At 74.9% G+C, this 15,808-nt stretch carries 11 protein-coding genes; 1 reads left to right on the top strand and 10 read right to left on the bottom strand.

The window, feature by feature from the left end; genetic code table 11:
* Nucleotides 1-9: 9 nt before the first annotated feature.
* The 10 genes from ACN9MM_RS29655 to ACN9MM_RS29610 form a co-directional block, all read right to left on the bottom strand.
* Nucleotides 10-2,493 (bottom strand): VWA domain-containing protein, encoded by a 2,484-nt coding sequence (locus ACN9MM_RS29655; protein ID WP_426366781.1) that lies wholly within the window; start codon nt 2,491-2,493, stop codon nt 10-12.
* An 8-nt stretch (nt 2,494-2,501) separates the two neighbouring features.
* Nucleotides 2,502-3,056: a Pycsar system effector family protein gene (locus ACN9MM_RS29650; RefSeq protein ID WP_426366780.1), complete on the bottom strand. Its 555-nt coding sequence runs from the start codon at nt 3,054-3,056 to the stop codon at nt 2,502-2,504.
* On the bottom strand, nt 3,053-4,774 hold the full coding sequence (locus ACN9MM_RS29645; RefSeq protein ID WP_426366779.1) for a hypothetical protein: 1,722 nt from the start codon (nt 4,772-4,774) through the stop codon (nt 3,053-3,055). Before ACN9MM_RS29645 ends, ACN9MM_RS29650 begins: the two co-directional genes overlap by 4 nt.
* Nucleotides 4,771-7,236, bottom strand: a complete 2,466-nt coding sequence (locus ACN9MM_RS29640) for a hypothetical protein (RefSeq protein WP_426366778.1) — start codon at nt 7,234-7,236, stop codon at nt 4,771-4,773. The genes ACN9MM_RS29645 and ACN9MM_RS29640 overlap by 4 nt, the downstream gene beginning before the upstream one ends.
* Complete coding sequence (locus tag ACN9MM_RS29635; protein ID WP_426366777.1) at nt 7,223-8,056, bottom strand: hypothetical protein; 834 nt, start codon at nt 8,054-8,056, stop codon at nt 7,223-7,225. Before ACN9MM_RS29635 ends, ACN9MM_RS29640 begins: the two co-directional genes overlap by 14 nt.
* A gap of 78 nt (nt 8,057-8,134) precedes the next feature.
* Nucleotides 8,135-8,863 (bottom strand): Crp/Fnr family transcriptional regulator, encoded by a 729-nt coding sequence (locus tag ACN9MM_RS29630; RefSeq protein ID WP_426366776.1) that lies wholly within the window; start codon nt 8,861-8,863, stop codon nt 8,135-8,137.
* Nucleotides 8,864-9,194: 331 nt separating this feature from the next.
* Nucleotides 9,195-11,723, bottom strand: a complete 2,529-nt coding sequence (locus ACN9MM_RS29625) for a polynucleotide kinase-phosphatase (RefSeq protein ID WP_426366775.1) — start codon at nt 11,721-11,723, stop codon at nt 9,195-9,197.
* The gene (locus ACN9MM_RS29620) at nt 11,720-13,234 is read right to left on the bottom strand and encodes a 3' terminal RNA ribose 2'-O-methyltransferase Hen1 (RefSeq protein ID WP_426366774.1); all 1,515 of its coding nucleotides are present in this window, start codon (nt 13,232-13,234) and stop codon (nt 11,720-11,722) included. Before ACN9MM_RS29620 ends, ACN9MM_RS29625 begins: the two co-directional genes overlap by 4 nt.
* A gap of 71 nt (nt 13,235-13,305) precedes the next feature.
* Nucleotides 13,306-14,229, bottom strand: coding sequence for a homocysteine S-methyltransferase (gene mmuM, locus ACN9MM_RS29615; protein ID WP_426366773.1), 924 nt, complete (start codon nt 14,227-14,229; stop codon nt 13,306-13,308).
* Nucleotides 14,230-14,242: 13 nt separating this feature from the next.
* The gene (locus ACN9MM_RS29610) at nt 14,243-15,166 is read right to left on the bottom strand and encodes an LLM class F420-dependent oxidoreductase (protein WP_426366772.1); all 924 of its coding nucleotides are present in this window, start codon (nt 15,164-15,166) and stop codon (nt 14,243-14,245) included.
* Nucleotides 15,167-15,411: 245 nt separating this feature from the next.
* Here ACN9MM_RS29610 and ACN9MM_RS29605 point away from each other — a divergent pair, with 245 nt between their 5' ends.
* Entirely contained in the window at nt 15,412-15,780 is a 369-nt protein-coding gene (locus ACN9MM_RS29605) for a hypothetical protein (RefSeq protein WP_426366771.1), read from the top strand.
* Nucleotides 15,781-15,808 lie beyond the last annotated feature (28 nt).

Below are 15,808 nucleotides of genomic sequence, written 5' to 3'. Positions count from 1 at the left end.
GGTGCCCGTTCAGAAGTTGCCGTCGTAGGTGTCGGCCCCGCCGGTCGTCCCGGTGGCGGTCCCGGTGCCGGTTCCCGTGCCGGGGGCCGTGCCGGTGCCGGTTCCGGTGTCCCTGCCCCGGCCGGTGCCCCACCCGGTGCCCCGGCGGACGCGACCGGTGCCGGTGGCCGTGGCGGCCCCGGTGGCCGTGCCGGTACCGGTGCCCGTGCCGGGCCGTCGGGGGGTGCCGGAGCGGCGGGACCACGGGAGCCCGCGGTTCCCCGTGGAGGACGTGCGTCCGCCGCGTACGACGAGTTCGTGTTCGCCCAGACCGATCGGTTCGCCCACCCTCACCGGCACCTGGCTGCCGCCCCGGGGCCGCAGCGACAGGTCCCCGGAGCCGGTGCGGCGCAGCACGTGGGCGGTGGTGGAGGCGGAGCCGCGGACGCTGCGGAGCATCGGCGTCCCGCCGTACGGCTCGTCGACGGTGAAGGCGAAGGTCCCGCCCTCGCTCTGCCCCTTGCGGACGGTCAGCGAGTACAGGGACCGTCCGTCGTCGCGCAGTTCGAGCGTGATGCCGGTGAGGTCGCGGCGGCGGCGCCGGGCGAGGAGCCGGATCCCGGTGAGGACGGCGAGGACGAGGACGGCGGCGGCGCCGCCGGTGACGACCTTCCACCAGCGGTCCCACCACGTGGGCGGCGCCACCACGAGGACGTCGAGGAACGCGGTGTCGAGGACCGTGTCACCGTCGCCGCTGTCCACGACCGCGATCTTGCCGCCCAGTTCGCCCAGGGGCGTGCCGGCCGCGAGGGTCACCGTGAAGGGGATGCTGGCCTTGCCGCCCGCGGGCGCGGTGACCGGTGTCGGGGCGACGGTGAGCTCCGTGCCGGGCGCCTGGTCCTGGAGGGCGAACCGCAGGGTGTGCGGCGCGGAGTCGTTGTTGGTGACGTCGAGGGTGCCGCGGACGGTGCCGCCCGGGTGCACGGTGACGCGGTCGACGGCGAGCCCCGCGGTCAGCACCGGCACGTCCGGGCCGCTCCGGGCGTGCACCGGGCGCCGGTCGGAGGTGATGCCGGGCGCGGCCATGCGCGTGACGAGCTCCAGGTCGCCGGTGGCCCCGGCGGGCAGGGTGAACGTGCCGGTGAACCGGACGTCCCCGGCCTTCGCGTCGGGTGCCCGCCCGTCGTCGGCGAGCTTGAACGTGAAGGGCCGGAAGCCCGCGCCGGAGACCTCGGCCGAGGCCGAGAGACCGGCCAGCTGCAGCGGATCGGTGATGACGACCCCGCGCCGGGTCTGCATCCGCACCTGCACGGTGACCTTCTCCCCGGCGCGCGGGGACGCCGGGTCGAGGGTGACGTCGGAGCGGAGGCGGCCCTGCCAGATGGCCCGGACGGCGACCTCGCGGTCGCCGTGGCCCTCCGGCGCCTCGATGTGCACGCGCCAGCGCCCGGGCAGCGGGTCCTTCACGCGCAGCGCCTCGACCGGCCCGTCCTGGCCGCTCACCTCGAAGGTCGAGCCGTCGAACTCGCCCCGCACGGGCACCTTGCGGCCCGCCGGGTCGTAGTAGGTGACCCGCACCTTCGGGTCGTGCTTGGCGACGGTGAGGGAGCCGTCGGTGGCGATGGGCGGGATGGTCACGTTCAGGTCGGCGGGCGGCTTCCCGACGGTGCCCTGGGCGATCCGGGCGCAGCGGGCGGCGGCGAAGGTCTCCTGGAGCGCCTTGTCGATCTCGGCGGAGGTGCCGACGACCCGCATGCGGGGGACGGAGCCGGGGATGTCGGAGCAGGAGCCCCGGTAGCCTCCCTCGGCCATCGCGGTGAGCGCGGAGCGGTCGATCTCGCTGCCGAAGCCGAGCGGCCAGATCTGGACGCCGGCCGCCCGGGCGCGGGCGAGCTCCTCGGTGAGGCGCCGCGCGCCGTTGGCCTGACGGATGTCCCGGTCGGTGCCGTACTCGGGGCTGTCGGCGACGTCCAGCCTGCCGTCGGTGAGCAGGAAGACGACCTTGGGGACGGCCGGCGTCTTCTTGTCCGTCGCGGCTCGCTCCGTCAGGCGGGTCACGGCCTGTCGTACGGCGGCGGGGAAGTCGGTGCCGGGTCCCATGCGGGCCGCGTCGCGGCGGCCCAGCTGCTGGACGCACTCGCTGAGCCGCTCGCGGCCCGCCGCGTCGGCGACGGTGGGCGGGCAGACCTCGCGCACGGGCGACTGGCCGGGCTTCTCGGAGCTGCCGAAGCCGATGATCGTGGCGCGTGAGCGCTCGGATATCTCGCCCTGGCTGAGCAGCGCGGCGGCCTCGGTCTCCCGCGCCAGGTCCTTCTCGGCGAGGCTCGCCGACTGGTCGACGACGACGGCGAAGTCGAGCGGGTCGGGACCCTCGGCGGGTTCGGCGGCGGTACGGGACAGGCCCGGCGCCCCGGCCGCGGGCACGCCCGCGGCGGCGGGCGTCCCGAGGGGGCCGGAGAGCCCGAGGAGCACTCCGGCGAGGAGCAGGGCGCTCCCCTTGTCGGTCCACTTCATGTTCTCTCTCACCACAGTTCGCTGAAGAGGGCCAGGAGGGCGCCGAGCACGAGCGCGAACACGCCCAGGCGCAGCCACCGGTACTTCGCCGCGAGCACGAGCCCGTGCACGCCGGCCTGTTCGAGGAGCCAGTCGGTGGCGTCCGTGCCGGACGCGCCCAGCCGTTCCCGCAGCGCGGACGCGGACGGGCCGGCCGTCAGCTCGCGCAGGAGGGTGCGGTCCGCGCCGATCCGGGTGCGCGGCAGGACCACCGAGACGAGCATCAGGACCCCGGCCGTCCACAGCACGCCCGCCGCGAGGAGGAACGCGAGCCCGCTGCCAGCCGTGGGCACCGGGACGCGGTCCCCGGAGAACACGACCGCGAGGAAGGCGAGGGCGCCGGAGAGCAGGATCGCGGCCTTGGTGTCGGCCCGGCCGATGTCCTCACGGACGGTGGCCAGGAGCCGCTCGGCCATGAACCTCAGCTCCTCGGACGGTACGGGGGCGGGCGCGGGTGCCGGCGCCGGCGTCCGGTCGGGCAGGGGTGCGCGCAGGGGAACGGGGGACGGATCCGGGGTGCTCATTCGTCGTCCCAGTCGTCGAAGTCGGAGCTGGGCCGGGCGGGTCGGGAGGGCCCGGAGGGCCGGCGGGGCCGCTCGCGGCCCGTGCGGTCGTAGGGGTCGTCGCGGTCGTACCGGTCGTTCCGCTCGTACGCGTCCGGCTCGTACCGGTCGCGGCCGTCGTCGAACCCGTCGTCACGACGGCCCCGTGACCGCCCCCGTTCGCGCTCGCGTTCCCTGTCGCGCTCCCGCTCCCTCTCGGAGCCGGACTCGACGCGGGTCGGTTCGTAGACCCGGGAGTCGTGGGGTGCCTCGCCGTGCTCCTCGTCCCAGGGCTCGCCGCGGGAGTCGCGGGTGTCTCGGGCGTCCCTCGCGTCGCGGGTGTCCCTGGCATCGCGGGCGTCCCGGGCATCGCGGGCGTCCCTGGCGTCCCGGCCGCCCCGGCTGTCCTCATGGTCCTCGTGGTCCTCGTCCCAGTCCGGGTCGCTCGGCTCCGGGGACCCCTCCTCCAGGGCACGGCGCCGCCGCGGGGTCTCGCCCGAGGGGTTGAGGACCCGGTCGGTGATGCCGCCGAGGACGCTGCCGGTCTGGGACCGCAGGTACATGAGCACCTGGTACATCTGCTCGCCGATGTCGTGCCGCTCCAGGACGCCGGTGTCGAGGAGCCGGCTGAAGACGCGCAGGTAGTCGTCCTGGCCCTCGCGCCGTTCCTGCTGGAGCTGGGTGCGGATCTCCCACTGCTTGTCGGGGTGCATCGCCATGTGGTGGGCGATCTGGGCGAGGTCGCCGCGCCGGAAGAGGGTCTCCAGTTCGCGGGCCCGCTCGGCGACCAGGGCGCGGTCCGCCGCCTCCCTGGCCCTGCGCGCCTGGGCGACGCGGTCGTCGGCCTCCATCGTGACGCTGACGATGTCCCGCCGGGAGACCTCGGCCTTGACGGAGTCGTCGAGGTCGATGAAGACGAGGACCCGGGTCCGGAGGCCGATGTCCCGGCCGAAGCTGAGGCGTCCGGCGGCGAGTTCCTCGCGCACGGCCTCGTCGGCGCGGTGCGCGTCGGTGATCCGGTAGCGCCGGGAGAGCCTGCGCAGGCCGTCGAGGAGTTCGTCGTGGAGCAGCTCCGCGACGTCCTCGACCTGTTCCTGGACGACGAGGTGCGGGTCGGTCACCACCCACTGCACCTTGGCGACGGCGTCGAAGAAGACGCCGTCCCCGGCGGCGGGCAGCTGGAGCCGGAACTCGGTGACGTTGCGGCCCAGCTGCACCTCGAAGACGGTGTACGGCGTGCCGAACATGGGCTTGTTGACGTCCTCGGTGCGGTCCGGCCAGACCACCCGGTGGCCGCCGTTGCGGTAGAGGAGCACGGCGGCGACCTTGCCGCTCCGGCGGCGGTACGGAGGCGCGTACTCGGCGATGAGGGGGCCGCGCGGGCGTCCGGAGGCCGCGGAGCCGCCGGTGGCCGCCGCGTGCGGCCGCCCCCGGCCGCGCGCCTGCTCCAGCTCCTCGTCCGCCGCGCGGTCGAGGTCGGGGTCGAGGTCCTCGTCCGCGTCGCGGGCACCGGGGTGCTGTCCGCCGTTCTGCCGCTCGTACGGCCGGCGTTCGTACCGGTCCTCGTACCGCTGACGCTCGCGCCCGTCCGGGCCCTGGTACCGCTGCCGCTCCCGGTCGCCCGGGCCCTCGTACCGCCGGCGGTCGTCCCGGTCCCGCTCGTCCGGCCGCGCGTTCCTGTCCTGCTCGGGCCCGGTCATCGGTTCGCTCCTTCCGTCACGGCGTCCCACATGCGGCGCGCCGCGCTCCTGTCCAGGGGCCGGTCACGGTCCCGGACCAGTTCGTTCAGCAGTCCCCTGAGCCGGTCGCGGTCGCGGCGGTCCACCGCGAGGCGCGGCAGGAAGGCGCGGACGTGTCCGAGTGCCTCGGGGTCCTTCGCGGCGCGCCGGAGCATGCCGCCGAGGGCTTCCAGGGCCGCCTCTCCGGAGCGGGCCGTGGCGAGCGTGTGCCGCAGCAGCCGCGCGAGTTCGGGGGCGAGGGCGGGCCGGGTGGCGAGCAGGGCGACGAGCAGGGGTCGGGCCGCGTGCTCGTCGAGTTCGGGCACCTCGCGCAGTCCCCACAGGTGGGTGGTCCGGGTGCTCAGGGCGCGGATGACGGCGAGGTGGACCAGGTTGGCGAGGTTGAGCCTGCCGTCGTCGAGCCACTGGTGGAGCCGGCGCAGGACGGGCTCCGGTTCGCCGGAGGCGAGCAGCCGGGCCACGCTGAAGGAGGCGGGCACGAGGACGTCGACGTCGGTCGCCTCGCGGGTCCTGACCACCCGGGCCAGGGCGTCGAGCGAGCCGGGGACGCTTCCGGCGGCCAGGACGTAGCCGTGGGCGAGCAGCGCCGTCCGGACGAGCGTGTCCTCGCCGGATCCGGCCCAGTCCTTGAGCACGGCGGCGACCGCGGGCCGGACGCGCGGGTCGCGGGCGGCCTCGGCGAGCGCGGTGGCGGCGGCCATCCGGGCCCGGGGCTCGTCCGTCACGGCCAGCGGCACGACCAGCTCGCGGAAGCCGTGGATCCAGTCCCAGGAGCAGAGCACCCCGGCGGCGACGGAGGCGCGCACCCACACCTCGGGGCGCGCGTCGTCGCACAGGGCGCGCAGCCACCGGGCCACCGGGCCGCGGACGTTGTGGTAGCCGTGCCAGATCTCGCCGAGGACGGCGCCGGCCAGCGCCTCGCCCTGGAAACGGACGGCCCGCACCGGCACCTTGGCGGGCCCGAGGTCCAGCTCGCCGTCCTCCAGGACGGCCCGGGCCTGCACGGGCCGGTGCTCGGCGTGGGTGCCGAACAGGCGTCGCCCGGGGGCGTGGTCGGGGTCGAGCGTGACGGCGAGTTCCCAGGCGAGGAGCTCGGCGGCCTCGGCGGCGAGGCTGTACGCGGAGCCGTCGAAGACGGCGACGGCGATGCGGAACGCGCCGGCGTTCAGGACGGGCAGCGCCTCCGGGAGCGCGCCGGGGCGGTCGGCTCCGGCGAACCACTCGCGGGCCTGGGAGCGGACGAAGCTGGCGCATTCGGCGAGGAGTTCCTCGTCGGTCATCTCGCCGCGCCAGTGCCGGGCCAGGTGGTCGGCGAGCCGGGCGGCCTCGCGGGGCCGCAGTTCCTCCAGGCCGAGGGCGCGGACGACGTCCGGGCGCCGGGCACGCGCGCGTGCGGCGCCGAGGGCCTCGTCGGGCTCGGCGCGCAGCCGGTGCCAGAGGTGGCGGTGGAGGACCTCGTCGGCGGGCGGGGGCGGGCAGTACATCCCGTACCGGCCGCGCAGCAGCCGGTCGGCGAGCTCCCCGTTCTCGACGAGGACGACCCCGTACGCCTCCCGGCCGCGCAGGAGTTCGCCGAAGCGGTCGAGGTGCAGCTCGGAGAGGCGGGTGGCGGGACGGCGGGCGCCGGAGGGGTGCTCGCCCCGGCCGGGGCGGGAGGGGCGCGGCTCGCTCTCGGTGCGGACGTCCTCGGTGAGCAGCTCCAGGAGGTGGCCGCCGCTCTCCTGGAGGACGTCCTCGGTGATCTCGTCGACGCCGTGGCGGGGGTCGAGGCGGAAGACCTTGCCGCCGGTGAGCTCGTCGAGGAGGGCGAGCGCGGTGGCCTTGCGTCCGCTGCCGGGTTCGCCGCACAGGACGAGGACCCGGTGGTCGCGGAGCCGCTCCCGCATCCGGGCGTACCCGGCGGTCGCGCAGTACACCCGGCCGAGGTGGTCGAGCGTCTCGGGCGGGACGGGCCCCTGGACGAAGAGGGAGCGGTCGGAGCCGTAGAGGGCGAAGATCTGGTTGCCCTCGAAGACGGTGCCGTCGCCGTGGATCGTGGTCAGGCGGTCGGCCGCGCCGCCCGCCCAGGTGCGGACGGCCCGGAGTGCGGTGGCGGCGCCGCCGGTGTCGCTCTCGCCGCCGAGGGGTCCCCGGTCGGCGGAGGCGAAGACACTCGGCTCGCGGGGCTGGTCGCTGGCACCGTCGGCCCGGTCGCCGTCACGGTCGGAGCGGTTTCCCCGGTCGCCCCGGTCGCCCCGGTCACCGCGATCGCCCCGGTCGCCCCGGTCCCCGCGATCGCCCCGGTCACCACTGCGGTCGTGCGCCTCCCCCGCTCGCCGCCCCGGCCGCCGTCGCCCCGGTCGGCCCGGTCGTCGCGGTCGTGGCCGGAGTCCGGTGTGTCGTTCCCCGCCGCCGGCTCGTCCTGGTCGCTCACCGCGGTTCACCCGCCCCCGTGCCGGGGCCCTTGCGTATGCCGGTGAAGTCCCCGTGGATCGTGTTGCCGTGGACGTCGAGCAGGTCTCCCCCGACGTGGTACGTACGGTTCCCGCCCCCGGTCCGGGGCGTTGGGCCGTCCCCCCGCGACGGCCCAACGCCGGTCCGTGAACCCCCCGTCGGCGCCCGCTCCCCCTCGGGCGCCGGCTGCTCCCCCTCCGCCCCGGTCAGCGGCGGGGCGGTGCTGCGCGGCACGTGGAACCACGCGGTCTCATCGGTCTCCTTCGACCGGATGCGGGCCGGGCGGTAGTGGGCCGGCTCGACGTACCGCCCGCCCTCGGCGACCACGTTCCCGTACAGCCAGTCGGAGACCACGACCAGCAGGTCGACCTCGGGGCTCTCCGCCATGATCCGTCTGGCGGGCGCGCTGTCGCAGAGCCGGGCGGCGAGGTCCACCGCACGTCCGACGAGCCCGTGCGCGTCCTGGGCGACGAGCCCCGCGTTCATGCCGATCCGCAGCCGCAGGCGGCGGCTCCGGCCCGTGTTGTGGGCGCGCAGGCTCTCGTAGAGGGTGTCGATCCACCGTCCGACCATGAGGGTCGGCGGCACGTCGGGGCGCAGGGCGGCGAGGATGCCGTCCCCCCGGTCCTCCTGGTGGAAGGTGCCGGGCTCGACGCCGACGGAGCCGTACGCCTCGTCGAACGCGGCGTACATCCCGGACCGGTGCAGTTCCTTCTCGGCCATGTCCAGGGTTCCGGAGCCGCAGATGTCGCCGAAGACGACGAACCGGTGGATCCCGCCCGCTACCCCGTTCACTCCCGCACTGCTCACTCTCGGACTCCCTGTGTGTGGTGCCGTGGTGGTGCGCGTTCCAGACTGGCCGCGTCGCGCGGCCGGCGATGTAGCCGTTTACACACCCGGCGGAGATTCGTCCGCCGGGTTTCCGCCGGGGCGCGCGCGCCCCCGTGCGAGCAGCACCAGGACCGGCATGTCGAGGACGACGACGGTGCGGTTCGCGGTGCGGACGACGTCCTGCTCCCGAAGCAGGCGCAGCGCCTTGGCCACGGCCTCCCGCGTGGCTCCGATGGCCGCCGCCAGGTCGTGCTGGGGCAGCGGGAGGTCCAGTACGGTCCCGCCGTCGGCCCCCCGCCGTCCGGCGCGCTCGGCCAGCTCGACGAGCCGGGCGGCGAGGCGCTGGAGGACGGTCTCGGAGGCGAGCGCGCGGCGTTCGACGTCGGCGCTGCGCAGCCGGGTGGCGAGCTGGCGCATGATCAGCGCGGTGGCGTGCGGCCGGGCGGCGAGGAAGCGCCGGAACCGGTCGCCGGAGACGGCGACGGCCTCGACGGTGCCGAGGGCGGTGACGCTGGCGCTGCGCGGGCCCCGGTCGACGGCGGCGAGGTCGCCGACGACCTCGCCCGCGCCGCGCAGGGCGAGGATGAGCCGGGATCCGCGCTCGGTGCCGACGGAGACGACGGACCAGCCGGAGAGGAGCGCGAGGACGTAGGCGCTGGTGTCGCGTTCGCGGATCATCACCTCCCCGGGTTCGTAGACGCGCCGAGCGCCTTCGGCGAGCAGCGACCGCCGGTCGGCCGCGGGCAGGGCGTGGAGGAAGGAGCGGTCCTGGCCGAAGAGACTCATCGCCGCTCACCCCCGTACCGTTCCGCGGGCCCTCCGGGGAAGACCGTCCGCCGGTGGCCTACCGGCGAATTCGCGTGTGTGTTCCCACCTCATGTGGCGTGCTGCGCCACACTATTGACGCTGTGTCACGTCATGGGGTGAAGAACGCTAGAGGGTGCGGAAGAAACGCGTCAACGAGCACGGGGGGCGCAGGAAAGCACCGCCTCCGGCACCCCTGCGCCCCCCGTGGGAGCGACCCGGCGGTGTTCGCGAAGGCTTCGTGAAGCCTTCGCGAACACCCACCGGAATCCATGCTTCTGCCCGGTCGCCGGAATCCCGGCGCCCTCCGGCCTCAGAGTCGCGGGTCGACCGGTTCCGACTCCAGGGCCAGCACCGCGAAGACGGCCTCGTGGACCCGCCAGAGCGGTTCACCCCCCGCGAGCCGGTCGAGCGCCTCCAGACCCAGCGCGTACTCGCGCAGCGCGAGCGACCGCTTGTGGCCGAGGAACCGCTGCCGCAGCCGCTCCAGGTTCTCCGGGCGGGTGTACTCGGGGCCGTAGATGATCCTCAGGTACTCCCGGCCGCGCACCTTCACGCCCGGCTGCCCGAGCCGACCCCCGGCGTCGCGGACGAGCGCCGCCAGCGGCTTGACGACCATGCCCTCGCCGCCCGCCCCGGTCAGCTCCAGCCACCAGTCGATGCCCGCGCGGACCGAGGCCTCGTCGCCGGTGTCGACGACGAGCCTGCGGGTGACCTGGAGCAGCCCGGCCGGGTCGTGCTCGACGAGCCGGTCGAGCCAGGCCAGCTGCGCGTCGTGCGGCACGTCCGCGAGCGAGCGGCCGCGCGCCGCGAGCAGCTGGAAGGGCGCGAACCGCACGCCCTCCAGGCCCTCGGTCGGCCAGCAGTACCTGCGGTACGCCTCGGTGAACGCCTCGGCGTCCACGGCCCGCTCCCGCTGCCGGGCGAGCAGTCCGTCGATCCCCTCGACCCCGCGGCCGACCGCCCGCTCCAGGGCGTCGATCGCCCCGGGCAGGACGGCACCGGAGGCCGCGCCGACCGCCGCGTACTGCGCGCGGAGCAGACCGGCCGACTTGAGCGACCACGGCATCAGCTCGCCGTCGAGCAGCAGCCAGTCCGTGTCGAGTTCGTCCCAGAGCCCCGCGGCGCCGATCGCGGTCCGCAGCCGGCCGAGGACCTCCTCGGTGACCTGGTGATCGTCGAAGAAGGGACGTCCGGTACGGGTGTGCAGCGCGCCCGTCACCCCGGTGACGCCGAAGCGCTCGCGGGCCACGTCCTCGTCGCGGCAGACGAGGGCCACGGCGCGGGAGCCCATGTGCTTCTCCTCGCACACGACCCGCTCGACGCCGTCCGCCCGGTACTGGGCGAAGGCCTCGGCCGGGTGCTCCAGGTAGCCCTCCTCCTTCGAGGTGGCCGTGGGCGCCATGGTGGGCGGCAGGTAGGCGAGCAGCCGCGGGTCGACGGCGAACCGGCTCATGACCTCCAGGGCCGCCGCGGCGTTCTCCTCGCGCACGGCGACGTTCCCGAGGTGGCGGGTCTCCACCGTCCGCCGTCCGTGCACGTCGGCCAGGTCCAGGGGGCGTCCCTGGTGCCCGCCGGGCGCATCGGTGGCGAGCGGCCTCGCCGGCTCGTACCAGACCCGCTCCGCCGGTACGTCGACGAGCTCACGTTCCGGCCAGCGCAGCGCGGTCATCTTCCCGCCGAAGACGGCCCCGGTGTCGAGGCAGAGGGTGTTGTTGATCCAGGAGGTGTTCGGCACGGGGGTGTGGCCGTACACGACGGTGGCACGGCCCCGGTACTCCTCGGCCCACGGGTAGCGCACCGGAAGCCCGAACTCGTCGGTCTCCCCCGTGGTGTCCCCGTACAGCGCGTGCGAACGCACCCGCCCGGAGGTCCGGCCGTGGTACTTCTCCGGCAGACCGGCGTGGCAGACGACGAGGTTCCCGCCGTCGAGCACGTAGTGGCTGACGAGCCCTTCGATGAACCGTCCGACCTCCGCCCGGAACTCCTCGCTCTCGCGCCCCAGCTGCTCGATGGTCTCGGCGAGGCCGTGCGTCTCCTGCACCTTCCGTCCCTTGAGCCAACGGCCGAGCTTGTTCTCGTGGTTGCCGGGGACGCACAGGGCGTCGCCCGCGGCGACCATCGCCATGACGCGGCGCAGGACGCCCGGCGAGTCCGGTCCCCGGTCGACGAGGTCGCCGACGAAGACGGCCGTCCTCCCCTCGGGGTGGCGCCCGTCGACGTAGCCGAGCTTCGCGAGCAGGGTCTCCAGCTCGGAACGGCAGCCGTGGATGTCGCCGATGATGTCGAACGGTCCTGTGAGGTGCCGCAGGTCGTTGAAACGCCGCTCCAGGACGACCTCGGCGTCCTCGACCTCCTCCACCGAGCGCAGCACGTGCACCTTGCGGAAGCCCTCGCGCTCCAGACCGCGCAGCGAACGGCGCAGCTCGCGCCGGTGGCGCTGGATGACGTGCGCGGGCATGTCCGCCCGGTCGGGCCGTGCCGCGTTGCGGGTGCGGCAGACCTCCTCGGGCAGGTCGAGGACGATCGCGATCGGCAGCACGTCGTGGGTCCTGGCCAGCTGGACGAGCTGGCGCCGGGCCTCCTGCTGCACGTTCGTCGCGTCGACGACGGTCAGCCGACCGGCCGCGAGGCGCTTGCCCGCGATGTAGTGGAGGACGTCGAAGGCGTCCCGGCTCGCGGACTGGTCGTTCTCGTCGTCGGCGACGAGCCCCCGGCAGAAGTCGGAGGACACGATCTCGGTCGGCTTGAAGTGGCGCCGGGCGAAGGTCGACTTGCCGGAACCGGTGGCGCCGACGAGCACCACGAGGGACAGATCGGTGACGGGCAGGGTGCGGGTCATGCTGCGACCTCCTTCGAGGTCTCGTCGGTACGGTTGTCGGTACGGCCTTCGGTACGACCCTCCGCACTGTTTTCGGTACGGGTGAAGACGGCCATCTGGGTGGGCGGTCCGACCTCCGGGTCGTCCGGTCCCACGGGGGCGAACCCGACCTCGTACCCGTACTGCCCGGCGACCCCCGCCGCCCAGGCCCGGAACTCCTCGCGGGTCCATTCGAAGCGGTGGTCGCCGTGCCGGACGTGCCCAGCCGGGAGCGACTCCCAGCGCACGTTGTACTCGACGTTCGGCGTGGTCACGAGGACCGTACGGGGCCGGGCCGAGCCGAACACCGCGAACTCCAGCGCCGGCAGCCTCGGCAGGTCCAGGTGCTCGATCACCTCGCTGAGCACGGCCGCGTCGTACCCGGCCAGCCGCTTGTCGGTGTACGCCAGGGAGCCCTGCGTCAGCTTCACCCGCGCGGCCTGCCGCTCCCCCATCCGGTCGAGCCGCAGCCGGCGCGCGGCGATGCCCAGGGCCCGCGCGGACACGTCGACGCCGACGATCTCGGTGAAGCGCGGGTCCTTGAGCAGGGCCTGCACCAACTGGCCCTGTCCGCAGCCCAGGTCGAGCACACGGGTCGCGCCGACCGCTGTGAGGACGCCGAGGATCGCCTCGCGCCGCTGCTCGGCGAGCGGCACCGGACGCTCCTCCGTGTCGGTCGTCTCGTCGACCGCGTTGTCGACGTCCTCCACGTCCAGGCCCTCGGCCTCGGCGAGCCGGACCAGTTCGAGCCGCTCCGTCGCCTCACGGGCCAGGCCCCAGCGACGCGAGAGGTAGCGGGCGGTGATCAGCTTCCGCTCGGGGTGACCGGCCAGCCAGCCGTCACCGGCGCGCAGCAGCTTGTCGACCTCGTCGGGCGCGACCCAGTAGTGCTTGGCGTCGTCGAGGACGGGCAGCAGGACGTACAGGTGGTTGAGGGCGTCCGCGAGCCGCAGCTCGCCCTCCAGGACCAGTCGCACGTACCGCGAGTCGCCCCACGCGGGGAACTCCCGGTCGAGCGCCACCGGTTCGGCGTCCACCGTGTCCCAGCCCAGCGGTCCGAACAGCGCCCGCACCAGATCCGCGCCGCCCCGGGCGGGGAGCGCGGGGACCTCGACGCGCAGCGGCAGCGGCGCGGCGGCCCGCTCGGGCATCGCCTTGCACTCGCCGTGCAGCGCGGTCTTGAAGACCTTGGCGAGCGCGACCGCGAGCAGCGAGGACGCCGCGTAGGGACGGTCGTTGACGTACTGCGCGAGCGCCGAGTCCGGGGCGCCGCCCCGGCCCTTGCCCTTGCCGCGGCGCACCAGCGCCACGGGGTCCACCTCCAGGAGGAGTGCCGCGGTGCACCGCTCGGCGCTCGCCTCGGGATAGAGGACGTGCGCCGTGCCGTGCGAGGTCGAGAACGTCTGCGCCCGCTCGGGATGCTTGTGCAGCAGGAAGCCGAGATCGGTCGCGGGTCGCTCCGGGTTGCCGGTCGTACTGATCGTCAGGAACACACCTTCGAGTATGGTTCGCTCCTCCCCTCCCCACCAGGCAATTTCCGCGCGGCAGGACCGGGGGCGCGGCCTCAACCGGTGCCGTCCCCCCGCTCCGCCGCCAGGGTGCCGGCGAGCGCGCCGATGGTCTCCGGACCGACACGGCAGCAGCCGCCGACCAGCCGGGCCCCCGCTCCGGCCCAGCCGAGGGCCCGCGCCGGGTCGAAGGCCATGTCCCCGCTCCAGCCCCGCGCACGGGCGTCCCACCGCTCCCCGCTGTTGGGGTAGACCACGGCCGGCTTCCCGGTCACGGCCACGGCGAGCTCCACGGCGTCCCCCGCTTCGGCGGGGTCGCAGCAGTTCACCCCGACGGCCACGACCTGCTCGTTCCCGGCGGCGACCGCGAAGGCCTCCGCCAGGTCCTGCCCGGCCCGGGTCCGCCCGCCCTCGACGGTGTACGAGAGCCACACCGGCACCCCGCACCCCTCTACCGCCCGCAGCAGCGCCTCGGCCTCCTCGGCGTCCGGCACCGTCTCCAGGGCCAGGACGTCCGGCTCCGCCTCCGCGAGCACCTCGATCCTGGGCCGGTGGAACCGCTCCAGGGCCCCCACGGTCAGCCCGTACCGTCCCCGGTACTCGCTGCCGTCCGCGAGCATCGCCCCGTACGGCCCGACGGACGCGGCGACCCACACCTCCTCTCCCACGGCCTCCCCCGCCGTCCTCGCCAGCTCCACGCTCCGGGCGAGCAGCCGCGCGGCCTCCTCCCGGCCCGCACCCCGCCGGGCGAAGCCCTCGAACGTGGCCTGGTAGCTGGAGGTGATCAGCACCCGCGCCCCGGCCCGCACGTACGCCGTGTGGGCCGCCTCGATCTGCTCGGGCCCGTCGGCGAGGAGCCGCGCGGACCAGAGCGCGTCCGAGAGGTCGCAGCCCTGTGCCTCCAGCTGGTTGGACAGCCCTCCGTCGAGGACGAGCACCCCCGCCCCGAGGGCCTCGGCGAGCGTTCGTTCCGGTCTCATCGCGTCACCCCGCTCATGCCAGCTGCGACTGGACCCGAGCGGAGATCAGCTCCAGGTGGTCGAGGTCCTCCAGGTCCAGGACCTGGAGGTAGACCCGGGAGGACCCGATCGCCGCGTACCGCCCGATCTTGTCGACGACCTCGGCGGGCGAGCCCGCGAGCCCGTTCGCCTTGAGCTCGTCCACGTCCCGGCCGATGGCGGCGGCCCGCCGGGCGACCTCGGCGTCGTCCTTGCCGACGCAGACCACCAGCGCGTTGGAGTACACCAGGTCACCGGCGGGCCGCCCGGCCGCCTCGGCGGCGGCCCGGACCCGGCCGAACTGCCGCTCACTGTCCTCGACGGAGGCGAACGGGATGTTGAACTCGTCCGCGTACCGCGCGGCGAGGCGAGGCGTCCGGCTCGCGCCGTGCCCGCCGATCAACACCGGGACCCTGGACTGGGCCGGCTTGGGCAGCGCGGGCGAGTCGGCGAGCCGGTAGTACTCCCCGTCGAAGCTGAAGGTCTTCCCGACCTCCGTCTCCCACAGACCGGTGACGATCGCCAGCTGCTCTTCCAGACGGCCGAACCTCTCCTTCGGGAAGGGGATGCCGTAGGCCTTGTGCTCCTCCTCGAACCAGCCGGCACCCAGCCCCAGTTCGACCCGCCCGCCGGACATCCGGTCCACCTGGGCGACCTGGATGGCGAGGACACCGGGGAGCCGGAAGGTCCCCGCGGTCATCAGCGTGCCGAGCCGGATCCGCTTGGTCTCCCGCGCCAGGCCGGCCAGGGTGATCCAGGCGTCCGTCGGTCCGGGCAGGCCGTCGGCCGACCCCATGCTCAGGTAGTGGTCGGAGCGGAAGAAGGCGTCGAATCCGAGCTCCTCGGTGGCCCGGGCGACGGTGAGGAGGGTGTCGTAGTCGGCCCCCTGCTGGGGTTCCGTGAAGATGCGAAGATCCATACCTCCATCCTGCACCGTCGGGTGCCTGTCAACCTCGTCGTCAGCTCCCCGCCCGCACCGGCTCGGTCGGGTGAATATCCGGCCCCCTGGCGGGCCGCGTCCGCCCTGGCCAGTGACCGGGGCCCGGGACCCGTCGTTGGCTCGGGCGGAGCCGGACCGCCCGGCCCGCGTGCCGGCGGCCGCTGCCGGTGCGTCTCCCTCACGGCCCCGTCTTCGGCGGCGGGGCCCGGGCCGAGGAGGCCGCCATGTCCCAGGAAGCCGCGCCGGAGCGGGCCGTGCCCGAACAGCCGGTGTCGCAGTCCGTGCCCGAGCAGAAGGGCCCCGGCGCCCCCAAGGGCCTGCTCCAGCAGATGGAGGAGCTGATGGCGGCGCTCTCCGCCGACCTCTCCCAGCTGGACGCCGACCTCCAGTCCACCTCGGACCGCCAGTCCACCTCGGACCGCCACGCCCCGGCGCCCCGGCGCGACCCGGGCACGGACCCCTGGCGGCACTCGGCCCCGGAGCCCCGGCAGGACCCCGAGCCCCGGCGGGACCCGGCGCCGGGACAGGAGCAGGGCCCACAGCACGAGCACTCCCCGCACCACGACACCGGCCCCGGCCCCGGCCGATACTGATCCGCACTCCGGGACCCCGGACCCCCTC

The organism is Streptomyces sp. E-08 (assembly GCF_049913095.1).
In the GTDB taxonomy this organism is placed as follows: domain Bacteria; phylum Actinomycetota; class Actinomycetes; order Streptomycetales; family Streptomycetaceae; genus Streptomyces.
The sequence above is the reverse complement of the archived record's forward strand: the minus strand, read 5'-3'. Positions and strand labels throughout refer to the sequence as shown.